This window comes from Paraburkholderia sp. RL18-085-BIA-A, from assembly GCF_046027075.1.
Classification (GTDB): Bacteria; Pseudomonadota; Gammaproteobacteria; order Burkholderiales; family Burkholderiaceae; genus Paraburkholderia.
In genome coordinates this window covers 123,275-147,047 of the sequence record NZ_JARESU010000006.1, presented here as the reverse complement: position 1 = coordinate 147,047, position 23,773 = coordinate 123,275, and the positions used below count along the sequence as shown (strand labels likewise).

Here is a 23,773-nt window from a genome sequence, read left to right as displayed (position 1 = left end):
TCGTGCCGCCGTCTGCCGTCAAGACAACGAAGCCAGCATGTTCGACAGCCGTCGCATGTGAGCCTTGAACGCGTCGCTCGCTTCGCGATCGGTTGTCGGGTTCAGATGCGACGTTTCGGCGAGTTCGACCTGCTCGTGAAAATCGTTGGCGATGGTGCGTTTGATGTCGGCGGGCAACGACCGCACGATGGAGACCAGCAAAGCCTCTTCGGCATGCATCATGCCGAGAATCGAATGAGTGTCCATGCGAAAACCTCCGGTGAAGGCATCGTCAGTGCAAGCCAGCGTGAGCGCTGGCGCACTTCATGTTACCCCCGCCGGGTCTTGCCATGGCGGCATGCAACGGATGGATTGCCTGGCGCGCGCAAGTGCTAACGACCGGCCTGCGCGTGAACGCCGTTACTCCGCCATCGAATACCGCGACGGACGGCTTTGCGGCGATTTCGCCGGACGCTCGACGCGCGGACTGGCGCCACGGATAAAAAGTATCGCGCACAGGGCAACCATGGCCCAGATGCAGAGAACTATCGTCAAAGCGCTCATTTCGGTATTCGGAAGGTCGAGATTGCGATTGATACGGTCGGGCCAGGCGGTCGCTTAGTGCGTTGTCGGTTGGCCGGAGGCGCCGAACAGAAGCTCGTCGATCATCCGCGTGGTCTGCGTCAGTTGCTTTTCGAGCGACGCGCGCGCCACTTGCGCGCTAACCATGTCATTGCGCGCGACCGCTGCGTGCGTCTGCGTCGCGAGCTGCAACACCATTTCCGACGCGCGTTGCAGCTCGTGCATCGTGCTGGCGTCGGCGGCCGCCGACGGGCGGTTCCAGTCGGACGTGCCTATCTCCGGCAAGCCGGTTTCGAACGGATGATTTTTGTCGTGGCGGGAAGACATCGCAGGCTCCTGGCGGGATTGGCACGATGTCAGTTTGCAACGGACCCGCGATGTTCAATCTCTCGAACAGAAGCCGATTTTCAAGCCAATCCGAAGCGTTGCGGAAAACGTGGCTTTCTACTGAAGAATAAGTGGGCCGCCAAGGCCCGCGAGCCGCTTGCGTCAGCTCGCGGGTTCGCTTTGCGACGGGCCTGTTCGCCGCCCTCGTGCGGGGAAATCCGCCGAGGGCCACGGCGCACCTGACGTCAGCAAATAACGCCAACTATCCCGACCGCGAAACGCCTCGCCTCAAGCAGCGGGGATCACGTCGACGCGCAATGTGTCGCCGCCCGCCGCGATCGCGAGCAGCAGGTCGACGTTCGGATGCGCGCCGGGACGGGTGCGCGCGTCGGCCGTGTGTTCGGCGAACAACGCGAGACCGTGTTCAGCCGCGTTCGCGTCCAGCGAGCTGAATGTCTCGCGCAGATAGTTGTATACCGTGAGCGAGCCCTGCTTGCCCGGCTTGTTCTCGATGCTCGCGACCACGGCGCCCTTGCCATCCACCAGATCGATACGTGCGATACCGTCGATGGCGGGCATCTTGGCAAGGTTCTCCTTGAACACTTTGCTGGGTTGAATCATAGAAAAACACTCCTTCCGTTCTAAAAATTGCATGGCGGGCCGTATCTTATCCGATGGGGGTGCGCGGCGGCGTCGGAGTGATCGAGTGATTACAGCGAGCATAGTGTGCTCGACATAACCCGCTCGACCGGCGTGAACAGTGCGACGGAGTCCTACATAAATGAGCAAGAATGCTTGCAGCCTTGGGCATAGAACGGCAGCGTGGATTGATGGCGGTCTTTCTGCACACGTAACCTGTTCGATAGTGCAGGCCGGTTCGAATCCAGGCTCGCAAACGTTTCACTTCGCCCCTTCGAAGTGAACGGCAAACCTGCTCTGCGCGCGAACGTCGGCATCGTGACACGCGAGCATTTCGTTGCGCTTATGAATGTAGTTGCGCTGCGCGTCGCCAAATGCGAAATCAGTCCTTCGATGCGATGAAAATTGCATATGCATTTCCCACTCAATTCCGCATTCTCTTCCTTCAATTTAAACATCGCTGAAATCGGTATGCGGATTGATAACGGGGCGCCCGGCCGAACGCAGCGCTTCCCGGGCTTTCATCCGACTTGCCATTTTCCTTGAGATATGATCTCCTATGACTTACAAAATTTTTCTTGGGGTGGATTACGCGACCCTATCATTGCAATGGTGCGCCGCAGCGACACCCGCTTAAGTCTTTTATAGGCGATGTCGCAGGGCAAAGTGGAGGATGCGGTGACGGTGGCAGCCTATTGTCACCTCCGGATATGTTGTCTGACGACTGATGATATGCGCATATACCGCAATCCGGCTTACGAGGCGCAAAAGGTTGGATACGAAATTCGCGCCATAAATATTCAGGGAAAAGCTCTTATTCTCAATTTACTAAAGGAGATAAAAACGAATAAATAGCACCGCAATAAAAGGTCAATCAGGCATGAAATTAAATTAAAATCTGGAGACAAAAATGCTTTCACCACGAAAAACTTCGCTTGCATTTGCACTAAGCACCGCCACGGCTCTTCTATTCAGCGCATGCGGCGGCACGAGCGACGGCTCGAACAGTCCCCCGACCTCGCCTCCCACGTCGCCGGTCACGACCCCCGACGATCCGTCAAAAGGCGGCGCCATTTCGCTTCACGGGGTTGTCTACGGTGCGGCCGACACGAGCGTGCAATCAGGCGCGGGCATCCCCATCACGATGATGGGACAGATGAGAGCGTTATTCGATCTGATCAAGAAAGCGCCTGATTTCACGCAAGTGGTGATGGATCTCGGCGACGGCAGCCCGGTTCACGTGCTGGATACGAACACCGGCGATAAATTCCTGCCCGGCAAGCTGGCGCTCGGCCTGTCGTACATCCTGATCGACATGAAAACGAAGGGCGACCCGGCCTACGCCGATTACCTGGCGACCTACCAGAAAATAACGACCGCCATGATGACGCAGATGAACGGCGCCAATTACATGTATGCGAACACGTCCTGGGGCGAGTACTACTACCTTGTCGCGCTCAATAACTTCAAGGCGCACGGCATGCTCAACGAAATCTTCAGCGACGCGATGCTGGCAACGCTGCAAAACCGCCTGACCTTCTGCGACATGTTCGGCGCGGACGCGAGCGGCAAAACGAATACCTGCCCCGCTGCCGGCGTGCCGATCGACGTGGCCTCGCTGAACACCGCTCAAAACTACTACGCGGTCTCTTATGGCATTGCGGGGCTCAGACAAAAACTCGGCTGGAGCAATCCGACGTTCTCGTCCGCCACCGATCCGGCGGTCGCCACGATGGGCGCACGCGACGCGCTGCTGTACACGCTCACCAATCACATCCGCAACGATTCTTCCGGCGGCTTTTCCGACGAAGCCTCGAACACCCACACGACCTATTACGACCAGGCCCGTTTCGACCGCTACAGCACGCTGCTGATCGGCGAAGTCACCGAGCGAACGTTGGAAATGGGCAACGAGGCCAACCTGACGCCGGAATTGAAATCGTATCTGCGCAAATCGGTCGATCTGATTCTTCCGCAACTCAATGCCGACGGCGAGGGCTTCAACTATGGCCGCTCGATCGGCCCGTACGGCGATTCGGCATTCATGGAAGTCCTGACCGCGGCGGCCAATGCGGGCGTGTTGAGCCCGCAGGAAATGCAGGTGGCCTATTCGTTCATCTACAAGGCGGCCTATCGTTTCGACACCTTCTGGTACGACCCGACCTTGCCGACTCCGTCAGTGAACATGTGGGTCAAAGGGCGCGGCACCGACGCGTATCGCGGCAAGCCTCGCGTGATGGGCGAAAACTTCAGCCTGCTGCACCAGTACATGTATGTGAATGCGTGGTGGGACAAGCTCGGCTTCAACGGCAAAGCGCCGATGTCCGATTCCGACCTGCAAGCGTGGCTGAATACGAAGCCGCATTACACGCTCACCTGGTACAACCTGCCCACCGATACCGCGCATCCGTATAGCGCCGCGCTCATCACCGTGCGCGACGGCAAGCGGGTCATCAATCTGAATCTGAGCCAGGCGCCCGATTACAACTCGTACACGCCTTACTACCCGACTCCTTCTTCCGACAAGCTGATCTACGGCACGACGGATCTCGGCTACGCATTGCTGATTCCGCAGGTGTCCTATAACGGCAAAACCTATATTCCTGTCACCTATTACAAGAATCTGAACGTGCAGGAAAATAATGGCCAGGTGGTGGTGACGTTCGACACGGCCAGATTCAGGCAGGCCACGAAGAATGCAACGTACGCTTCGGATCTCGACCTGCAGGTTCATACCGTATTGACGTTCAGCCAGGGCACGATGACGCGAACCGATACGCTGAGTTCCACGACGTTGGCCGGCAACCTGTCGGTCGAGACGGACTTCACGTCTTTCGCGGACTTCCAGAACACCACCGCGAATAGCGATGGCTTCTCGGTCAACTATACGAACAGCAGCGCAACCAACTACGGCGCCACGGGCTTCGACAGTTGTGCGCTGTCCAACTTCGAAATGGCGGGCGGCGTCACCAATCCGCTGTCGACCACGCCGATCGGGCAGTTGCATTCGAACTTCGCTTGCACGACGCGTCCGTTCGCGCTGACGGGCGGCGGCAATCGCACATTGAGCTGGACGCTGAAATACGCTGACGTGGCCAACTGAGCGTAGCCATGTTGTGCCGGCCTTCTTTCGAAGGCCGGCATATGCACATGCGTTGCGAGCTTTTCAATTGTGGCTCGAACGAAGGGAGGTAGCAGCCATACCAGTAGCAGAGGTTGTCTTGTTGGCCACGCAAGTCCTCGCAACAATGACGGAATAGCGGTCGACCCAGACCGCTTCACCGAGGTAACGCCCATGCGCATTTCTTTTCTGCACACGATCGACGGAAACAGACAGGTATTCGAACAGGCCGCCCGTGACCTTGGTCTGCGGCCCGACGATCTTCATCATGAAGTAAGGCCGGATTTGCGCGAGGCGGTTCAGCAGGCGGGAACATTCCCCGTCGACGTGCGCAATCAGACAAGCCACTGTCTGCTGGGACTCGCAGCCAACGCCGATGCCGTCGTATTGACGTGCGCGACGCTTGGCCCCGCTGTCGCCGATGTCGAAAGTTCGCCTGCGCCGATCGTCAGAGCCGACGCCGCATTGGCCGCCGCGTCAGCGAGAGCTGGCGGAACAATTGTCGTATTGTGCGCCGCTGAATCCGCGATCGAGTCCACGCGCAAGCTGTTCACCGAGCATGCGCGCGAAAACACCGCGTCCGTCGAAATCGTCCATCTCGCACGGGCTTGGGCGCTGTTCCAGAGCGGCGATCTCGACGCATGCTTCGCGGCGATCGCAGCGTCGGCGGATGATGCGTATGACGCAGGCGCAACCGTCGTCGCGTTCGCTCATCCGTGGATGGCGCCGGCTGTGCAACTCGTCGGCAAAGGCAGGCGCCCGCTCGATAGCGCGCACGCCACGCTGCGCGCCGTGATGCAACAGTTCGGCGAACGTTCGGTGAGCGCCTGACAGGAACGCGCGTCCGGAACTTGAAACGTCGATGGAAACGACAGTCAGTGCTCACCCGCAAGTTCAAACGAGCCTTCCATCACACTCACGCATTTTCCGGCGACCCGAACCTCTGCCCGGTCATCGCGCGTATCGACCTTCACTGACAGGACACTCGGGCGTCCCATATCCACGCCTTGCGCGACGCACAACGACAATTCCGACAAGCCGCGAACCTCGGCAATGAGGGCGGCCGTCGCGGCTGTCGCGCTGCCGGTGGCGGGATCTTCGGTCATGCGCGGCGTGAACATCCGCGCGTCGAGATCGCAGATCGTTCCCGCGCTGGCGGTATCGGCATCGCGCGTATAAGCGTAAATGGACACCGCGCCGTCAATCGGCAGCAGACCTTTGTACGCGGCGAGATTCGGTATGCAGCGCCGCAACGCGTCGCGTGAAGCGAGTTCAACCACCAGAAACGGCAGGCCGACCGACGCAACCTGAGGTGCATGCGTGTTGACGAGAACATCGTCGGCGGTGAGCGATAGACAGGCCGCGACCCGTCCTGCGGAGACTTGCGACAATCGCGTCAACGGCTCCGGTGCGACGAGTTCGGCGCCGACGACGGTGTCGCCCTCTTTCAGTTGCCTCACCGGAACGAGGCCCGCTATCTCCTCGAAGACGAGCAAGTCCGGCAATGGCTGCTGCCGCAATGCCGCCTTTGCTGCGAGCACGAACGCCGTGCCGATGTTCGGATGTCCGGCGAAAGGTATTTCGCGGCTCGGCGTGAAGATTCTCACCCATGCAGTGTGAGCGGGATTGCGCGGCGGCAGCACGAACGTCGTTTCGCTGTATCCGAACTCGCTCGCGATGGCCTGCATCTGGGCGATCGACAAGCCTTGCGCATCGAGCACGATGGCAACCGGATTGCCGCTGAATTTCTTGTCCGTGAATACATCGGCGGTGACGTAGCGGCGATTCATAACGTTCCTCGACTGGGTGTTGGCTTTCCAATGTTATGCCTATTTTCGCCATGAGTCGCCGATACGACAGAGACAATTTCATTCACGCAGACCAGACCAACCCCGGCAATTGATCGTCTAGTCGACCTGACGAAGTCAGAAGAAAAAGACGCAAAAAAAAAAGCCCGCTTTCGCGGGCAACCCTTCTCCTGGCAACAAGCAACAGACAACAAAACAACACGCAACACCTACACCCTCACCCCTTCGTCGCCCCGAACGTCAAGCCGGCAACAAAATGCTTCTGCATTGCAAAGAACATCGCGACCGATGGCAGCGCGGCCAGAATCGAGCCCGCCGAAACGAGATTCCACGCCGTCGTCCACTGCCCTTTCAACGCGGCGACGCCGACCGTAATCGGCGCGGCATCATCGCCTTGTGTCAGACACAACGCCCAGAAATAGTCGTTCCACACGAACGTAAACACGAGAATGGCCAACGCCGCGAGCGCCGGACGAATCAACGGCAGTACGATCCTGAAGAACACAGTCCACTCGTTCGCGCCTTCGATCCGTGCTGCCTCGACCAGCTCGAACGGCAACTGCTTGATGAAGTTGCGCAGAAACAGCGCGCAAAAACCCGTCTGAAACGACACATGAAACAGAATCAGCGCGCTTACCGTATTGAACAAGCCGAGTTGCAACGACAGATCGCGCACCGGAATCATCAACACCTGCACCGGCACGAAGTTCCCCGCGACGAACGTCGCGAACAACGTCGAATTGCCGCGAAACCGGTAGATCGCCAATGCGAATCCGGCCATCGCCGCCAGTGCGATCGAACCCATCACGGCCGGCACCGTGATCAGCACGCTGTTCCAGAAGTAATGCAGCATCGGCGACGTGGTCAACGCCTCGCGATAGTTGTCGAACATCGCGAAGTGCTTCGGCCAACCCCAGTAATTGCCCTCGCTCAGTTCTTCGGTCGAGCGTACCGACGTGACGAGCACCGCGATCATCGGCAGCAGCCAGATCAGTAGCGCGATGGGCAAGGTCAGTTTGTACGTGCGGCGCGCGGCCGGCTTCCATTTTTCGATCGGAATCGGAAACATGATCGGTTCCTTTATTGCTCGGTGCGCAGCATCCGCCGCAAGTGATAGACGATGTACACCAGCATGATGCCGAACAGCACGACCGCCACCGCCGCCGAATAGCCGATGCGGTAATACTTGATCGCCTGGTCATACATGTAATACGCGAGCACGGTCGAACTTTCGAACGGACCGCCGCCGGTCATCACCGAGATCAGATCGAAACTACGCAACGCGCCGATGATGGTGACGACGATCGCCATGAACGTGGTCGGGCGCAGTTGCGGCAGGATCACGTGCCACAACATCGACCAGCCGTGCGCGCCTTCCATGCGCGCGGCCTCGATCTGCTCGGCGTTCAGCGCCGTCAGGCCGGTGAGGTACAGGATCATGCAGTACGCGGTTTGCGGCCAGAGCGCCGCGAACACGATCCCGAGCGTTGCGTAGCGCGGGTCGCCGAGCACCGGCACGCCGTGGCCGAGAATCAGCGCGAGCAGGCCGAACGTGGGGTCGTAGAACCACGAGAAGATCAGGCCGACCACCACACCCGACAACACGAACGGCGCGAAGAACAGCGACTTGACGATGCGAATGCCGGCCACCGCCTGATTCAGATACAGCGCGACCGCGAGCCCCATCGGCGGAGCGAGCAGGAACAGCACCAGCCAGATCAGGTTGTTCCTGAGTGCCGTGTAGAACGTCGGCGTGTGAAACAGCTCGATGTAATTCGCGAGACCGATGAACGACGGCTCGGTCATGCCGTCCCAGTTGAAGAAGCTCAGGCGAATGGTCGACAGGATCGGCCACACGACGTAGATCGCGACCATCACGCAGGCCGGCGCGAGAAACAGGAACGCGGCGCGCCGCTGCCGCCGCGCGGTCGGCGTGGGACGGCGCCGGCGCTGGAGTTGCGTGGCCGGCGGCCCGCCGCGCAGCGCGCCGCCCGATGCGGGCAGGCCAGGGCCGCCGGGTTCTACAGGACCGCCGACAGTGTGACGGCTGACGGAATGCGACACGATCATTCTCCTGTGTCGATCAGAGTTGGCGCTTTAGCGCCTACTCTGATCCCATGCAAAGCTGTCGATCAGAGTTGGCGCTTTAGCGCCTTACTCTGGTCCCATGCAAAGCTGTCGACCAGACTTGGCGCCGAGCATGAGACCGGAGTAGGTGCTAAAACACCAACTCCGGGTCGACACGCTTTAGCGCCTACTCTGATCCCATGCAAAATAGTTGCCGATCCAATGCAACAGATAGCGGCCTCACGGCCGCCACCGCTCACTTCTTGTAGATGCGCTTGCGGGTCTGCTCGAGTTGTGCGAGCACTTCGTCGAGCTTGGTGGGATCGGAGACGAACTGTTGCATCCCCTTCATCCCTTCGTCGGCCATTTCCTTGGTCATATCGCGATCGTAGAACTGCGCGATGCCGCCCTTCGTGTTGGCCAGAATCTGGAAGCCGATCTTCGAGATCGGCTCCTCGGGTTCGGGCGACTTGCTGTTCGCCGACAACGAGCCGAGCCCGGTCGCGAGCTGCGCGCCGATCTCGGGCGTTTCGACGAACGCGAGAAACGCGTGCGCATCCGCCTTGTTCTTCGCCTTCGACGGAATGTGCAGCGATTCGACCGGCCCGTCTTCCGCCGTCGGCACCTTCGAGTCGATCACCGGGAACTGGAAGTAGCCCATTTGCGGCTTCACGTTCGGCGGAAAACCCGCGGTGATGAACGTGCCCATCAGCATCATCGCGGCCTTGCCCTGGAACAGGAACGGCTGTACCGCGTCCAGATCGTACGACAGCGAGTTGTCGATGAAATAACCGGCGTCGAGCAGTTGCTTCCACGTCGTATAGACCTTCTTCACGCGCGGATCGGTGTACGGAATCTCGCCCGCCATCAGCTTCTGATGGAACGCGTTGCCGTTCAGCCGCAGATCCAGATAGTCGAACCAGCCGGCGAGCGTCCACGCATCACGCCCCGCGACGGCAATCGGCGTGATGCCGGCTGCCTTCAGCTTCTTGGCGGCATCGAGAAACTCATCCCACGTTTTCGGCTCGCCCTTGATGCCGGCCTTCTCGAACAGATCCTTGCGATAGAACATGCCCCACGAGTAGTACACGGTCGGCGCGGCATACTGCTTGCCCTTATACGACGACGCTTCCTTGGTCGACGCATACATGTCGTTCCAGCCGTTCTTCGCCCAGTCGCCGCTCAGGTCTTCGAACAGGCCGCGCTGGGCGTAATACGCCATGCGTTCACCGTCATGCCAGTTGACCACATCGGGTGCGACCGTGGAGAGCCAGCCGGGCAACTGCACCTTGTACGCTTCCTCGTCGACGAACGACACCTTCACGTCGACACCAGGATGCGCCTTCTTGAACTCGTCGATCACCGACTGCCACACCGCGCGCTGGCTGGCACCCTTGTACGCGATGTTGATCGCGAGCGTGCCGGCCTGCGACGCCGTACTCACGACCGAGGTCCCCACAGCCGCGGCGGCCAGCGCGAGTGCCAACAGAATCTTGCGTGGTTTCAGTTGCATGTTGCCTGTCTCCTTTATGCGTTGATTTTGCGTCGTTATCGTTACTGCGTGGAATCCTCGTCAAGCCCGCGTCAGCGCGACCGGTACACGGCCACGCCTTGCGGTGCGAGTGCGCGTGAACCTATCACGAACGCGTCGTCGGCGACATCGGTGAGCGTATGGGTATCGTCGCCGTAGTTGAACGCGTAGGTGAGCGCGCCACGCCGGCTGATGCGCACGTTGTCGCCCAACTGCATGGTCGTGACGCCGGCCTCAAGCGCGACCCGCTCGAATAGTCGCACCGTGAGCGCGTCGTCGAACAGGCTCGCGAAGTAATGGAACGCGCCGCTGCGCACATACGCGGGATGACCGTCCGCGAAACGAGCGCGCACGTCGAGCGCCACCGCCGCATCGCTGTCGATGAAATCGCGCCAGTGACGCGCGTGGCCGTCGTCAACGCTCGCATCCTGGCTGTCCGCGAGACGCACGCCTTCAGTCACGTTCGGCCGCAACGATTCGACGCGCCAGATGCGCGCCGGCAGCACCGACGCCAGCGCACCTGGCGGCAGATTCGTCGGAATGCGCAAGTCGCGGGTCTTCGAACCGGTGCGCGGACCGAGCACGACCTGCGCACCCGAGCGCGCGAGCCGCACCGCGAAATCGTCCGGTACGACCGGCAGCGGCGGCACGACGATCAGACTATAGCCGTCCAGCGACGCGTCCACCGGCACGATATCGACATCGAGTCCGAGCGCGCGCAACGCCGAGTAATACTCGAACGCGAAACGCGGATAGTGGAAGTCCGCCCCTTGCGGATGAATCTCGAACAGCCACTTCGCCTCGTAGTCGTAGACGAGCGCGACCTTCGAACGGATCACCGCGTTCGCGTCGGCATTCGCCGCCAGCACCGTGCGAATCTCGTCGGCAACCTGGCCCGCCTCGTTGCCGCCGACATCGAGCCGGTTATCGGGCGTGTTCAGCCCCGCATGCATCTGCTCCTGCGCGAACGGCGCCTGACGCCAGCGGAAGTACGACACGCAGCCCGCGCCGTGCGCGAACGCCTCCCAGCTCCAGAGGCGCACCATGCCGGGCAGCGGCGCCGGATTCCACATCGCCCAGTTCACCGGACCGGGTTGCTGCTCCATCACCCAGAACGGCAGCTTCGACATGCCACGGTAGACATCGTGATTGAACGACGCGAAGTCGGGATGGCCGCAGCGCAGCCAGCGCGCCTTCACGTCCGGCGCGAACCATTGCTCTTCGAGCGCGCCGAGCGGATAGCTGTCCCAGCTCGCGACATCGAGATCGGCCGCGACCTTGTAGTGATCGAACTCGGTGAAGAGCTGCATGAAGTTGTGCGCGACCGGCCGCCCCGGCGAATGAGCGCGAATGATCTCGACCTGCATGCGGTTGTAGCGCGCCACTTCGTCGGACGCGAAACGCCGGTAGTCGAGGCGGTGCGAAGGATGCGCTTCGGTCACGGTCGCCACCGGCGCGTCGATCTCGTCGAAGCTGCGGTACTCCATGCTCCAGAACACCGTGCCCCACGCGTCGTTCAATGCATCGATCGTGCGATAGCGCGCCTTCAGCCATTCGCGAAAGCGCGCGAGCGCCGCCGGCGAATAGCTGACAACCGTGTGATGGCAGCCGAATTCGTTATCGGTTTGCCAGAACGCGACCGCCGGATGCTGGCCGTAACGCTCGGCGACCGCCGTGCAGATACGTTGCGACGCCTCGAAATACGACGGCGACGAGAAGTCGTAATGACGCCGCGAGCCGAACGCGCGCGGGCGGCCATCCGCGCCGATCGGCAGAATGTCCGGATGACGGTCGATCAACCACTTGGGCGGCGTCGCCGTCGGCGTGCACATGACGACCTTCAGGCCGGCTGCGCCGAGCACGTCGATCGCGCGATCGAGCCAGCCCCAGTCATATTCGCCAGGCGTCGGCTCGATGCGGCTCCACGCAAATTCGGCGATCCGCACCTGTTCGATGCCGAGTGCTTTCATCCGGCGAGCGTCGTCTTCCCACATCGACTCAGGCCAGTGTTCCGGGTAATAACAGATTCCAAGGCGCATCCCAATGTCCCCTGATTTTCTTTACGCGTAGTGTTCGACGGATTCGAGCGAAGCGACGGCAAAGCCGTCTTCGGTGAATAGATGGCAAGCGGGACGGGGCGCGCGCAGGCTCGCGCGATCCCCGGGCGCGAGGCGCGTATCGCCCGGCGCTTTGGCGATCAACACGGCGCCGCCGGGCTGATCGAGGTGAACATAGCTGTGTTCGCCGAGTTGTTCGACGAGCGCCACCGTGCGCATGAGAACGCCGTCCGCGGGTGTGTCGGACGACGCGTCGACGAACTCCAGGTGTTCCGGACGCACGCCGAGCGTGACCGGCTGCGCGGTTTGCAGACCCTCTCCGCTCACCGGCACGCGCACGTTTTCCGCGGTGTGATCGAGCGTCACGACCACGCCTTGCGGATCGATCGAGGCCACTTTCCCCGGCAGAAAATTCATGCGCGGCGAGCCGATGAACCCGGCGACGAAGCGGCTCTTCGGACGGTGGTACAGCTCCAGCGGCGCACCGATTTGCGCGATGCTGCCGTAGCGCTCGGTGTCCTTGCCCGCGTGCAGCAGCACGATCTTGTCGGCGAGCGTCATCGCCTCGATCTGGTCGTGCGTCACATAGACCACGCTCGCTTTCGCGAACTGCTTGTGCAGCCGCGCGATCTCGACGCGGGTCTGCCCGCGCAGCGTGGCGTCGAGATTGGACAGCGGCTCGTCGAACAGGAACACGCCGGGTTCGCGCACGATCGCCCGGCCGATCGCGACACGCTGCCGCTGACCGCCCGACAACGCCTTCGGCCTGCGCTCGAGCAGCGCCTCCAGTTGCAGAATGCGCGCGGCTTCGCGCACCTTGCGGTCGATTTCGTCCTTCGGGGTTTTGGCGAGCTTCAGGCCGAAGGCCATGTTCTCGAACACGCTCATGTGCGGGAACAGCGCGTAGCTCTGGAACACCATCGCCACGCCGCGTTGCGCGGCGGGCACGTCGTTGACGACGCGCCCGCCGATCGACAGGTCGCCGTCGCTGACGTCTTCGAGGCCGGCGATCATTCGCAGCAAGGTGGACTTGCCGCAACCGGACGGCCCGAGAAACACGCAGAACTCGTTCTCCGCGATCTCCAGATCGACGTCGCGGATCACCGGCGCGCCATCGCCATACGCCTTCTGCACGCCTCGTAAGGAAATGCTCGCCATTGCATCGACTCCGTGATTTAATCAGCTCGAAGTCGGAGATTAAGCGCTTAATCAGCGAGGCCGAAAAAAGCGATCGCATGTGCGATCGTTGGGCCTTGCCTGTCTCCGATGTCGTTTGTCTGTGCGACAAATGGTGCCGCGCCTTGGGCGGCGACGCAAATGTCGGGCAGTCGTCCCAAATATTGAAAACACCATGCCCACACTCAGCGAAGTCGCGCGTCACGCGGGCGTCACCCCGGCGACGGTATCCAATGTGCTGCGCAATCGCGGCCGCGTCGGCGCGACGACCCGGCAGCGCGTGATCGATGCCGTCGAGGCGCTCGGCTACCGTCCGCATCTGGCCGCGCGCGCGCTCGCCGAGGGCCGCGCGCCGACCCTCGCGCTGATGGTGTCGAGCATCGCCAATCCGTTCTATCCGGAGTTCGCGCTCGCCGTCGAACGTGCGGCGCGCACGAGCGGCCACTTCGTGATCATCTGCAATACGAACGAAGATCCGCTGACTGGCCGCGCGTATCTCGACCAGATCGCCGGGACGCTTTCCGAGGGCGTGCTCGTGACGAACGCGAACCTCGACTTCGCCGACCTTCACACGACCGAAGCGCGCGGCACGCCGGTGGTGCTATGCATGTGGGAGCGGCCGAACGAGCCACCGGGGCTGCCGTGCGTCGCGGTTGATTTTCGCCGCGCGGGCGAGCTGGCCGGCGTGCATCTGCTGGAACTCGGGCATCGGCGGATCGGCGCGATTGTCGGCAGCAAGGTCTCGGGCATTCACGCGGCGCGCTACGAAGGTTTCGTCGATGCGTTGCGCGCGGCGGGCGCGCCGAAGAACCGCGTCCGACATGCAGCCGATACGATCCACGGCGGCTACGTCGCGGCGCGCGCGCTGCTCGAAGCCGATCCGAAGCTCACCGCGATTTTCGCGACCAACGACCTGCCTGCGCTCGGCGCGATGCACGCGGCCGCCGATCTCGGCCTGAACGTGCCCGGCGACCTCTCGGTGATCGGCATTACCGACATCCAGCTGGCGCGCGAATCGCGGCCCGCATTGACGACGGTGGCGGTGCCGACGGTCGAAGTCGCGGGACTCGCGGTGTCGCTGTTGCGCGAGCTGATCGAGTCGTCGTATGGCCAGGCGGGTCGCGGCGCGGCCAGCGTGCCGATGCGGATTTCGTCCGCGCCTGAACTCGTCGTGCGGGCTTCGACCGGCGCGCCGCGTGCGCGTTGATGTCGCCGCAACAGCGGCGCGCACGTTAGGTGGCGAAGGGTTCGAGCGCGGCTGAGCCCTACAGTCCTGTTGCCCGCAAAAGCCTGTGGCTAGCCGCTAAGTTCGCAGCGCGCGACATCCGCACCCGGTAGCGACGATTTTTTGCCGCCACCGCGCGCGTGAACCCGCACTTCAGGATTCGCTGAATACCCTCTCGACGCACTCCATGTACGATCGAAAACACATCGTTCAGCCTTCAAATACCTTTCACGTGAGCCAGGACTTTCCCGAAGCCCGACTACTCCACCTTGCATCGCACCACCCTGCCGAAGTCACGCCACATAAGCCTCGCGGCCTTCTAACAGGGTTGCGCGCGTCAACTTCCGTCCAAAACACCGCCTTGACGCGCGTCATCTGGCCTGCTGTACTAAATCAACCAAAGTGATTTAACCGGCCCGTTGCAAAGAACCGCGCTGCGCGCCGCCGTCGCTTCGGAGCAGACAGAAACCAGCTTGCGAGCGCGCAGCGTTCGTGCTCGCAAGCGCCAGGCAGTCCACAACGTCGTTGCGAATAACCGGAGGAGCAATTCCATGAATCTGAATTCCCGCAGGCATCCTGTCGCCAGGAAAATCGTGTCGATGTGCGTCGCGGCATCGGCGGTGTGGTGCGCGAGCGCGAGCCAGGCAGCCGATCAGCCGGTCATCGGCCTCATCACCAAGACCGACACCAACCCGTTCTTCGTGAAGATGAAACAGGGCGCCGAGGCGGCCGCGTCGAAAGACGGCGCGAAGCTGGTCACCGCCGCCGGCAAGTTCGACGGCGACAACGCGAGCCAGGTCACCGCGATCGAAAACATGATGACGGCCGGCGCGAAAGCGATTCTGATCACGCCGAGCGACACCAAGGCGATCGTGCCGAGCATCAAGAAAGCACGCGCCGCCGGCGTGATGGTCGTCGCGCTCGACACGCCGACCGACCCGCAGGACGCCACCGACGCCCTCTTCGCCACCGACAACTTCAAGGCTGGCGTGTTGATCGGCAAATACGCGAAGGCCGCGCTGAACGGCAAGCCCGCGAAGATCGCCACGCTCGATCTCGCGCCCGGCGTATCGGTCGGCGTGCTGCGTCACAACGGCTTCCTCGAAGGCTTCGGCATCAAGGAAGGCGATGCGTCGGTGGTCTGCAGCCAGGACACCCGCGGCGATCAGGCGAAGGGCCAGACGGCGATGGAAAACTGCCTGCAGAAGTCGCCCGACATCAACGTGGTCTACACGATCAACGAACCGGCCGCGGCGGGCGCGTACCGCGCGCTCAAAGCAGCGGGCAAGGACAAGAGCGTGATGATCGTGTCGATCGACGGCGGCTGCGAAGGCGTGCGCAACGTGAAGGCCGGCGCGATCGCCGCGACCTCACAGCAGTATCCGCTGAAGATGGCGTCGCTTGGCGTAAACGCCGGCGTCGAATACGCGAAGACCGGCAAGAAGGTCTCCGGCTATCAGGACACGGGCGTAACGCTGATCACCGACAAGCCGATGTCCGGCATCGATAGCAAGGACACGAAGTACGGCCTCGACAACTGCTGGGGCAACAAGTAACGCGCACTGCTAGCGGCCCGCAGCAACGGGCCGCCATCTGATTTGCCGCGTGGCCTCGCCGCCACGCTCATGTATCGAGGACATCCATCATGTCGACACCTTCCGCGCCCGCCGGTCATTCACGCTCTTTCACCGACCGATTGCCGTCGCTCGCCGAGGTCGGGCCGCTCATTGCGCTGGTGCTGGCGTGCGGCTTCTTCATCTCGCAGAGCAGCCGCTTCCTGTCGTTCCAGAACCTCTCGCTGATCCTGCAACAGACCATGGTGGTCGCGGTCATCGCGATCGGCCAGACGCTGATCGTGCTGACCGGCGGCATCGACCTGTCGTGCGGGATGGTGATGGCGTTCGGCTCGATCATCATGACCAAGTTCGCGGTCACGCTAGGCGTGCCGCCGATCCTCGCGATTCTGTGCGGGATCGCCGCGAGCACGCTGTTCGGCGCGCTCAACGGCGTGCTGATCACGCGCATCAAACTGCCCGCGTTCATCGTCACGCTGGGCACGCTGAATATCGCGTTCGCGCTCACGCAGATCTACTCGAATGCGGAGAGCGTGTCGAACCTGCCGGACGCGATCATGTTCTTCGGCAACACGTTCAAGCTCGGGCCGGCGGATGTCACCTACGGCACGGTCCTCACGTTGCTGATGTATCTGGCCACCTGGTTCGTGCTGCGCGACACGGTGCCCGGCCGGCATCTGTACGCGCTCGGCAACAACGCCGAGGCCGCACGGCTGATGGGCCTGTCGTCGCAGAAGATCCTGCTCACCGTGTACTCGCTGGCCGGCGCGATCTACGGCATTGCCGCGCTGCTGTCGGTGTCGCGCACTGGTGTGGGCGATCCGCAGGCGGGGCAAACCGAAAACCTCGACAGCATTACCGCGGTCGTGCTCGGCGGCACGAGCCTGTTCGGCGGACGCGGCTCGATTGTCGGCACGCTGCTCGGCGCGTTGATCGTCGGCGTGTTCCGCAACGGCTTGACGCTGATCGGCGTTTCTTCGGTCTACCAGGTATTGATCACCGGCATGCTGGTGATTCTCGCGGTGGCCGCGGACAAACTCTCCCATCGTCGCGGTTGAGCATTCACAGCAATTATCTTGCATGGGGCGAGAGTCAGTGCCAAAGCACTAACTCTGGCCGACCGCAACTATCTTGCATGGAGCCGGAGTAAGTGCTGAAGCACTAACTTCGGCCGACCGCAATCATCTTGCATGGGGCCGGAGTAAGTGCTGAAGCACTAACTCCGGCCGACAGGAGCACATCATGTCGACACCTAATACCGCTTCCGCCACGATGCCCGTTCTGCAGGCCCGTGGACTCATCAAACGCTATGGCAACGTGACCGCACTCGACGGTTGCGATTTCGAAGTGCTGCCGGGAGAAATCATGGCAGTGATCGGCGACAACGGCGCGGGCAAATCGTCGTTGATCAAGGCGCTGTCCGGCGCGACCGTGCCGGACGAAGGCGAGATTCTGCTCGACGGCAAGCCAGTCAAATTCCGCAGTCCGCTGGATGCGCGCGCGCAAGGTATCGAGACCGTGTATCAGGAACTCGCGGTGGCGCCGGCCATGAGCATCGCCGAAAATCTGTTCCTTGCGCGCGAACTGCTCAAGCCCGGCTGGCGCGGCTCGCTCTTCAAGATGATCGACAAGCGCCGCATGCTCGAAGAAGCGACCGCGCATATGAAGGACTTGCAGATTGGCATCCGCTCGATGCGCCAGGCGGTCGAGACGCTGTCGGGCGGCCAGCGGCAGGGCGTCGCGGTGGCGCGCAGCGCGGCTTTCGCCCGGCACGTGGTGATTCTCGACGAACCCACCGCCGCGCTCGGTGTGAAGGAAGGCAACATGGTGCTCGAACTGATCCGGCGCGTGCGCGATCGCGGGCTGCCGGTGATCCTCATCAGCCATAACATGCCGCACGTGTTCGAGATTGCCGACCGCATTCATATTCAGCGGCTCGGACGGCGCGCGGCGCTCGTCAACAGGAGCGACGTGCACATGTCGGAGGCGGTCGCGATCATGACCGGCGCGAAGGAAGCTGACGTCAAGGCGATTGCATGACGCGGGCTTCCTGCTGAGCGGGCTCGCGACCATGGACACCACTGGCGCCCGCTCCCCTCTCAAACGCACGGTCGGCTCGAATCAGGTCGGCATGCGGCAGTTCAACGAGCGCATCGTGCTGCAGACGATCCGCTTGCACGGGCCGCTGCCGAAGGCCGACGTGGGCCGCCTCACGCGTCTGTCGATGCAGACGGTGTCGATGATCGTCGACCGCCTGATCGACGACGGCCTGCTCGAAAAGCAGGCGCGCGTGCGCGGCAGGATCGGCCAGCCGTCGGTGCCGATCGCGTTGCACGCGGACGGCGCGTACACCATCGGCATCAAGGTGGGACGGCGCAGTCTCGACGTGCTGGCGATGGACTTCTCCGGCCGCGTGGTGTGCCGCGATGTGTTCGAGTACGCGTATCCCGATCCACGGACGCTGTTTCCCGCGCTCGAAAGCAAACTGGCGCGCGTGAATCAGACGCTCGGCGCGAAGGCCCGCAAGGTGGTGGGTGTAGGCGTCGCGGCGCCGCTGTGGCTCGGCGGCTGGCACGACTTTCTCGGTGCCCCGCCCGACGCGCTCGAAGCGTGGCACGAGATCGACTTGCGCACCCGTATCGCGACGATGACGGGCCTGCCCGTGGAGTTCGCCAAAGACACCACGGCCGCGTGCGCCGCCGAACTCGTGATGGGCCAGGGCCGCGGCATTCATAACTTCCTGTATCTGTTCGTCGGCACGTTCATCGGCGGAGGCCTCGTGATCGACGGCCGCTTGCATGGCGGTCCGCACGACAACGCGGGCGCGGTCGGCTCGATTCCGCTGCGCGACGGCAGCGCGCGCAAACCCGCGCGGCAACTGCTGCACGCGGCGTCGGGCTTCGTGCTCGAAAAGCTGTTCAGCGACGCGGGCGCGCCAGCTGCTGCCGCGCACGATCATCGCGCGCTGTCGCCGGAGTTGTGGCGGTATACGGAGCAATGGCTCGATAGCGCGTGCCCCGCCATCGCCAACGCGCTGACTAATGCGGCCGCGTTGCTCGACCTCGAAGCGATCGTGATCGACGGTGAACTCGACCGGCAACTGCTGCGCGAAATCATTCGACGCACCGAGCGCGTGCTCGATCGCTTCGAATGGGAAGGGATGGTGCGTCCGCAATTGCTGGAAGGCGCGATCGGCGCCGATGCGCGCGCGATGGGCGGTGCGATTCTGCCGCTCTATGCGCATTTCGCGCCGGTGCATGAGCTGTTTCTGAAGCCCGCTGCATCGGACGCGCAGCATTGAGCGCGGATAGGGTAGTCAGCGTCCGCGCTTTCTTATCCCGCCTCGCTGCTCAAGCGCTCACTGCACGGAGACCTTCGTGACCGACGCCCTCTTCTTCGCAGCGGGACTATCCAGCAACGGCTGCAATGCCGGCGCCAACGACTTCAGCAACTGCACCGACAGCGCGCTCGTGAACTCGTAACGCGCCGCATACGGTTCATGTACCCACGCGGTCAACGTGCCGTAGAAACGATCGCCCATCGCGAACACGAAGGTGGCGCTGCGGTTCACCTTGCGCGACTCGATCAGCCGGGCGCCTTTGGCGAACACATTGAAGCGCTGGTCGCCAGTGCCCGTCTTGCCATACACCGCCAGCGTCTGGCCGTCGGGGAACGTCATGCCTTGTGCGAGCCGCCTCGCCGTGCCGCCCGTCACGACATCGCGCAACAGCGTTCTTATCACGCCCGCGATTTCCGGCGACAACTGCTGCTGCGGCGCGACCGCCGCGCGCTGGAAGTGCGTTTCGTACGGCGTGTCCTTCGCGAAGTCGAGTTGCGTGAGGCTTTCGGTCGGCACCTTGTTGCCGTCGTTGGCGATCACACCGATCAGTTGCGCAAGCGCGGCGGGCCGGTCGCCCGATGCGCCGATCGCCGCCGCGTACGAAGGCGTGAGCGTCGCGAACGGATAGCCGAGCGCCTGCCACGATTTGCCGATCGCGTCGTACGCGCGCAATTCGACCATGCGTTTGATGCGGCGATCCTGGGTCGCGTGATAGCGCGTCTTGAAGAGCCACGAATACGTGGACAGACGCACGTCGCGGCTTGCGTTCTGAATCTGGTCGAGCGTGGTGGCCGGATGCGCGCGCAGATAGTTGAGCGTCCACAGTTCGAGCGGATGCACGCTCGCGATGTAGCCGCGGTCGTTCAGATTGAAGCGGTCAATCGCATATTTGGCGTACAGGTTCGCGAGGTCTTCATCGTCGAGCATCGACGCGGCTGGCGTGTTCTTCAACGCCGCGCGCATCTTCTCGTTGAACCACGCATTCGACTCGTCCGGCGCGACGCTGCGCAACACGGTCGCCACTTTGGGCGGCGACTTGCGCACGCCGAGCAGCAGCAGCGCCAAGGCCTGATCGGGCGGTTTGCCGTGATATTTCGTGTAGAAGCGTTTCATGTACACGCGGCTTTCCTGATCGGCGAAACGCGTCAGATACATTTTTCGCACCGCCGGGTCGCCCAGCCATTGCGCCGATGGGCCGGTGGTCTGCACCATCTCGTAGTGCACGATGTCGCGCATCAGCCGCACGAACACGAGATTCACCGAATGCTGGAATGCGCGATGAACGGTCAGAATACGGCTGTTGTCGTCGGACTCGAAATTGTTGAAGGTCTGCGCGCCGCCGCCCGTGTAGAACGTCTCGCCGGGGCTCGCCGAGTATTTGCGTTCCACGGCCGCGTCGAGCATCGCTTGCAGCGAGCGGTCCGAGGTATGCGAGAGATAATCGAGCGCCCAATGCGTCAACTGGTCGTTCGGATCGGGCTTCACCGCTTTCAGCTCCGCTGTGCTCAGCGGTGCATAACGCGCGTGCAGGTCGGACACGATCTGCAAATACGTGACCACGGTGCGCAGTTTCGCGGTGGAACCAAGATTCAGGCGCGCGCCGGAATTGATGTCGAACGGCTGGTTGACGCTGTCCGTTTGCACACGCACGAGGTTCGCGCCGTCGCGCCGTTCGAACAGCGTGAAGCTGTACGCGATTCTCGAGGGATCGTCCGAAGGGCGCAGCATTTCGAAACCCACGAGGCCCGCGGCTTTCGCGCCATCACGCGTCGCGGCGGCCGCGAGCCGTTCGCTGACGGCCTGCTGGACCGCGTTGTTGAGCGTGCCCTTCGCCTGCAGATCGAGTCGATCGAGTTCATAGAAACTCGGAATGCCGAGTGCCGCCAGCAGATGCGAGCGCATCGACGTGACGGCCTTGCGCGACACGAACGAATCGGTACTCGGCGTTCCGGCGGGCGCGCGGTGCAGTTCGACCTGCGCGGCCAGCGCCGCGTCGCGCAGCGGAATCGAAATTACGCCGCCGGTCGCCAGCAATCGCAGATAACTGTCGGTCAGCCGTTCGAGTTCGGCATAGCCGTGATTCAGGAAATGCGACGGCGCGCGTTGCGCGATCATCAGCGACAGCACTTCGCGGAACGCCTTGCCCTGCTCGGCCAGGTTCTGTTCGGTTGACGGCGCATTCAGCACGCGGTTGATGTCACCGAAATCGCGGCCGTACCACGCGGCGAGACCGTCGCCGATCCCGTTGATCTCGCCGATCCCAGGCTGCGCGGCAAGCGGCACCGAGTTCAGGTAGCGCACCACGATCTGTTGACGCGCGCTCAACGTCTGCGGCCCGTTCAGATACGCGCGCACCGAAGCGGATGCGATCTGCCGCAATTTCTCCGGCGGCGTCGCCGTGCGGCCGCCTGCGGAGTGGCGGAATTTTTCGATCTGCGTGGCGAGCGTGCTGCCGCCTGGCGTCGCCTGATGATGGTTGAAGACGCGCGCGCCCTGATCGGCCAAGGCGCGGCTGAAGCGTCCCCAGTCGATCGCCGGGTTGCGGTTCGGCTGGCTCGGATCGAGCAGATAGCGATCTTCGATGAACAGCAGCGAGTTCACGACCAGCGGCGGAATCGCGTCGAAGCTGGCGTACACGCGGCCCGGAAACTGTGCGCTGAATAGCGGTGAGCCGGTGCCGTCGAAAAGTTGCAGGCCTGCGGTATCTTTTTCCGCGTAAGGCAGGAAAAGCCCGTTGTCGGCTAATGACAACATCCGCTCAGAATCGCGCGCCTGCGAGCTGATTTCAAAGCCGCGTTGCAGCAAACGCTGCTGGATTGCAGGCAGCAACGCATAGCCGAGGCGGCTGTCGTAAGGACCTTTGTCTGCTTGAGGGAAACGGATCGAATGACTGGGACCGTCGTCGACGGAAAAGCCCACGTCGCGGGTCAACTCGGAAAGGTAGCGCGCCTGCAGCCGTGATGTTTCGATTTCGACCTGGACGAAGCGCGCCGCCAGCGCCAGCGCGATCAGCAATGCCGCCGCCAGCCCCCATTTGAGCCACCTCCGGACAGGTGTTGTGCTGGTCGCGCGAAGCGGAAACCGAAGCAGTGGCCTATTCATGGCGGCTCTCCCCGAGCGTTGCCAAATTTCCGGACCTGACTCACTTCGAAGGAGTGTAGCGCGGAACGCGAAACCACTACGGGTTCGGATTACCCCACAGTGTCGCGCCTACAACACCCTTCTTCACGACACATGGCAAAACGCGAACTACCGTGAGATATTGGGGGTCTTTCAGGGATCGACAAAACCGCCGCTTCAGGCGGTTTTGCGCTTGTGCGGCGTGCGTTTTTGCACTTGCGCGGGCGGTTGCTGCGTCACCCGCATTCGCAACAACTCGATGAACTGCCCGGCCGGCGGCGACAGCACGCCGCCTTTGCGCGTCACCACGCCGAAGGTCTGCGAAGGCGACTTCAGCGTGACCGGCACCACGCGCAGCATCTTCTGCCGCACGAACATCGCGGCGATCGCGCTCGGCAACAGCGAAACCAGTTCAGGGCTGCTTTGCAGCAGCGCGACCGTGACGAACGTGGAGGCCGTCGAGATGGGGTTATCCGGCATCTCGAGTCCGGCCAGATCCATCTCCCGTTCGAGCAGCGCGTGCAGCGGCATGTGCGACGGATACATCACCCAACGGTGACCCGCCAGATCGCGCAGTTGCACTTGCTTCTTCGGCAACGGCGGATGACTGTAGCCCACCACCACCGACAATGGCTCGTCGCCAAGCGGGCGATATTGATACTTCGACGGATCGGCCGCCACCGCCGCGCGCCCGATCACCAGATCGAGCCGGCCGTCGTCGAGTTGCGGCAGCATGCGCGCGCTGGTGTCTTCCACCACTTCGATCGACAGGTTCGGTTGTCCGGCATGCAAGCGGTTCAGCGCCGGCACCACGCACTCGGGAATCGCACCCATGATCGCGCCGATCGCGAGCCGCCCGCCGCGTCCCGAGCGTATCTCGGCGACGTCCTGGCACAGTGCGGTCAGATCCGTGGCGACGAGGCGCGCGTAGCGGATCACGCAGTGGCCGAGCTGGTTCGGGATCATGCCGGTCTTCGAGCGCTCGAACAGCGGCGCGTCGAACATCGATTCCAGTTCCTGCAGCGCCTTGCTGGCCGCCGATTGCGTCATCGACATCGCGCCGGCGGCTTTGTGCAGCGACTTGAGGTCATCGAGCGCGATCAGCAATTGCAGCTGCTTCATGCGGAGTTTCGACAGCAGGACGTTCAGGGTGTCTTTCATTGGCGCGCGCGCAGGTGCGTGGGTTGCGTGGGGAAGTCGCGGAGGTGGCTTGCGGGGTGAGTCGCT

Annotated in this window: 18 protein-coding genes; 7 read left to right on the top strand and 11 right to left on the bottom strand. The window is 62.5% G+C overall.

Annotated elements, in window-relative coordinates; translation table 11 throughout:
- Window positions 1-18: 18 nt before the first annotated feature.
- The 3 genes from P0D89_RS06405 to P0D89_RS06395 all read right to left on the bottom strand — a co-directional run bounded on the left by P0D89_RS06405 (window position 19) and on the right by P0D89_RS06395 (window position 1,509).
- Window positions 19-246 (bottom strand): hypothetical protein, encoded by a 228-nt coding sequence (locus tag P0D89_RS06405; protein ID WP_094780641.1) that lies wholly within the window; start codon window positions 244-246, stop codon window positions 19-21.
- 351 nt (window positions 247-597) lie between these two features.
- Window positions 598-888, bottom strand: coding sequence for a hypothetical protein (locus tag P0D89_RS06400; RefSeq protein WP_408355634.1), 291 nt, complete (start codon window positions 886-888; stop codon window positions 598-600).
- Window positions 889-1,176: 288 nt separating this feature from the next.
- A complete protein-coding gene (locus tag P0D89_RS06395) occupies window positions 1,177-1,509 on the bottom strand; it encodes a DUF2322 family protein (protein ID WP_408355636.1) in 333 nt (110 codons plus the stop codon).
- Window positions 1,510-2,437: 928 nt separating this feature from the next.
- On the opposite strand from P0D89_RS06395, the gene P0D89_RS06390 reads away from it, so the two are divergent.
- Window positions 2,438-4,630: a hypothetical protein gene (locus tag P0D89_RS06390; RefSeq protein WP_408355638.1), complete on the top strand. Its 2,193-nt coding sequence runs from the start codon at window positions 2,438-2,440 to the stop codon at window positions 4,628-4,630.
- Window positions 4,631-4,822: 192 nt separating this feature from the next.
- Window positions 4,823-5,479 carry an arylsulfatase gene (locus P0D89_RS06385; protein ID WP_408355640.1) on the top strand — a complete coding sequence of 219 codons (657 nt, stop codon included), beginning with the start codon at window positions 4,823-4,825 and terminating at the stop codon, window positions 5,477-5,479.
- Between the two features lie 44 nt (window positions 5,480-5,523).
- Here the strand turns inward: P0D89_RS06385 and P0D89_RS06380 are convergent, their stop codons facing one another.
- From P0D89_RS06380 to P0D89_RS06355, 6 genes are all read right to left on the bottom strand, one after another.
- Window positions 5,524-6,438 carry a PhzF family phenazine biosynthesis protein gene (locus tag P0D89_RS06380; protein ID WP_408355642.1) on the bottom strand — a complete coding sequence of 305 codons (915 nt, stop codon included), beginning with the start codon at window positions 6,436-6,438 and terminating at the stop codon, window positions 5,524-5,526.
- 235 nt (window positions 6,439-6,673) lie between these two features.
- Window positions 6,674-7,525 carry a carbohydrate ABC transporter permease gene (locus tag P0D89_RS06375; protein ID WP_408355644.1) on the bottom strand — a complete coding sequence of 284 codons (852 nt, stop codon included), beginning with the start codon at window positions 7,523-7,525 and terminating at the stop codon, window positions 6,674-6,676.
- Window positions 7,526-7,536: 11 nt separating this feature from the next.
- A complete protein-coding gene (locus P0D89_RS06370) occupies window positions 7,537-8,526 on the bottom strand; it encodes a carbohydrate ABC transporter permease (RefSeq protein WP_408355646.1) in 990 nt (329 codons plus the stop codon).
- Between the two features lie 253 nt (window positions 8,527-8,779).
- Window positions 8,780-10,036: an ABC transporter substrate-binding protein gene (locus P0D89_RS06365; protein WP_408355648.1), complete on the bottom strand. Its 1,257-nt coding sequence runs from the start codon at window positions 10,034-10,036 to the stop codon at window positions 8,780-8,782.
- Window positions 10,037-10,107: 71 nt separating this feature from the next.
- Window positions 10,108-12,093: a beta-galactosidase gene (locus P0D89_RS06360; RefSeq protein WP_408355650.1), complete on the bottom strand. Its 1,986-nt coding sequence runs from the start codon at window positions 12,091-12,093 to the stop codon at window positions 10,108-10,110.
- A gap of 21 nt (window positions 12,094-12,114) precedes the next feature.
- Window positions 12,115-13,269 (bottom strand): ABC transporter ATP-binding protein, encoded by a 1,155-nt coding sequence (locus P0D89_RS06355; protein WP_408355652.1) that lies wholly within the window; start codon window positions 13,267-13,269, stop codon window positions 12,115-12,117.
- Between the two features lie 193 nt (window positions 13,270-13,462).
- Between P0D89_RS06355 and P0D89_RS06350 the strand changes: the two genes are divergently transcribed.
- From P0D89_RS06350 to P0D89_RS06330, 5 genes are all read left to right on the top strand, one after another.
- The gene (locus tag P0D89_RS06350) at window positions 13,463-14,494 is read left to right on the top strand and encodes a LacI family DNA-binding transcriptional regulator (RefSeq protein ID WP_408355654.1); all 1,032 of its coding nucleotides are present in this window, start codon (window positions 13,463-13,465) and stop codon (window positions 14,492-14,494) included.
- A 569-nt stretch (window positions 14,495-15,063) separates the two neighbouring features.
- Entirely contained in the window at window positions 15,064-16,068 is a 1,005-nt protein-coding gene (locus tag P0D89_RS06345) for a sugar ABC transporter substrate-binding protein (protein WP_408355656.1), read from the top strand.
- 89 nt (window positions 16,069-16,157) lie between these two features.
- Window positions 16,158-17,144, top strand: coding sequence for an ABC transporter permease (locus P0D89_RS06340; RefSeq protein WP_149672292.1), 987 nt, complete (start codon window positions 16,158-16,160; stop codon window positions 17,142-17,144).
- Window positions 17,145-17,328: 184 nt separating this feature from the next.
- A complete protein-coding gene (locus tag P0D89_RS06335; protein ID WP_408355659.1) occupies window positions 17,329-18,126 on the top strand; it encodes an ATP-binding cassette domain-containing protein in 798 nt (265 codons plus the stop codon).
- A gap of 31 nt (window positions 18,127-18,157) precedes the next feature.
- On the top strand, window positions 18,158-19,387 hold the full coding sequence (locus tag P0D89_RS06330) for an ROK family transcriptional regulator (RefSeq protein ID WP_408355661.1): 1,230 nt from the start codon (window positions 18,158-18,160) through the stop codon (window positions 19,385-19,387).
- A gap of 57 nt (window positions 19,388-19,444) precedes the next feature.
- On the opposite strand, the gene P0D89_RS06325 is transcribed toward P0D89_RS06330, so the two are convergent.
- Window positions 19,445-22,528: a transglycosylase domain-containing protein gene (locus P0D89_RS06325; RefSeq protein WP_408355663.1), complete on the bottom strand. Its 3,084-nt coding sequence runs from the start codon at window positions 22,526-22,528 to the stop codon at window positions 19,445-19,447.
- A 195-nt stretch (window positions 22,529-22,723) separates the two neighbouring features.
- Entirely contained in the window at window positions 22,724-23,707 is a 984-nt protein-coding gene (locus tag P0D89_RS06320; protein WP_408355665.1) for a LysR family transcriptional regulator, read from the bottom strand.
- Window positions 23,708-23,773: the final 66 nt, after the last annotated feature.

Excerpts from the sequence above, each read along its gene's own strand:
- P0D89_RS06355 (WP_408355652.1), bottom strand. The coding sequence starts at position 13,269 with ATGGCGAGCATTTCCTTACGAGGCGTGCAGAAGGCGTATGGCGATGGC.
- P0D89_RS06325 (WP_408355663.1), bottom strand. The coding sequence starts at position 22,528 with ATGAATAGGCCACTGCTTCGGTTTCCGCTTCGCGCGACCAGCACAACA.
- P0D89_RS06390 (WP_408355638.1), top strand. The coding sequence starts at position 2,438 with ATGCTTTCACCACGAAAAACTTCGCTTGCATTTGCACTAAGCACCGCC.
- P0D89_RS06385 (WP_408355640.1), top strand. The coding sequence starts at position 4,823 with ATGCGCATTTCTTTTCTGCACACGATCGACGGAAACAGACAGGTATTC.
- P0D89_RS06400 (WP_408355634.1), bottom strand. The coding sequence starts at position 888 with ATGTCTTCCCGCCACGACAAAAATCATCCGTTCGAAACCGGCTTGCCG.
- P0D89_RS06320 (WP_408355665.1), bottom strand. The coding sequence starts at position 23,707 with ATGAAAGACACCCTGAACGTCCTGCTGTCGAAACTCCGCATGAAGCAG.
- P0D89_RS06335 (WP_408355659.1), top strand. The coding sequence starts at position 17,329 with ATGTCGACACCTAATACCGCTTCCGCCACGATGCCCGTTCTGCAGGCC.
- P0D89_RS06380 (WP_408355642.1), bottom strand. The coding sequence starts at position 6,438 with ATGAATCGCCGCTACGTCACCGCCGATGTATTCACGGACAAGAAATTC.
- P0D89_RS06340 (WP_149672292.1), top strand. The coding sequence starts at position 16,158 with ATGTCGACACCTTCCGCGCCCGCCGGTCATTCACGCTCTTTCACCGAC.
- P0D89_RS06350 (WP_408355654.1), top strand. The coding sequence starts at position 13,463 with ATGCCCACACTCAGCGAAGTCGCGCGTCACGCGGGCGTCACCCCGGCG.
- P0D89_RS06365 (WP_408355648.1), bottom strand. The coding sequence starts at position 10,036 with ATGCAACTGAAACCACGCAAGATTCTGTTGGCACTCGCGCTGGCCGCC.
- P0D89_RS06360 (WP_408355650.1), bottom strand. The coding sequence starts at position 12,093 with ATGCGCCTTGGAATCTGTTATTACCCGGAACACTGGCCTGAGTCGATG.
- P0D89_RS06370 (WP_408355646.1), bottom strand. The coding sequence starts at position 8,526 with ATGATCGTGTCGCATTCCGTCAGCCGTCACACTGTCGGCGGTCCTGTA.
- P0D89_RS06345 (WP_408355656.1), top strand. The coding sequence starts at position 15,064 with ATGAATCTGAATTCCCGCAGGCATCCTGTCGCCAGGAAAATCGTGTCG.
- P0D89_RS06405 (WP_094780641.1), bottom strand. The coding sequence starts at position 246 with ATGGACACTCATTCGATTCTCGGCATGATGCATGCCGAAGAGGCTTTG.
- P0D89_RS06330 (WP_408355661.1), top strand. The coding sequence starts at position 18,158 with ATGGACACCACTGGCGCCCGCTCCCCTCTCAAACGCACGGTCGGCTCG.
- P0D89_RS06395 (WP_408355636.1), bottom strand. The coding sequence starts at position 1,509 with ATGATTCAACCCAGCAAAGTGTTCAAGGAGAACCTTGCCAAGATGCCC.
- P0D89_RS06375 (WP_408355644.1), bottom strand. The coding sequence starts at position 7,525 with ATGTTTCCGATTCCGATCGAAAAATGGAAGCCGGCCGCGCGCCGCACG.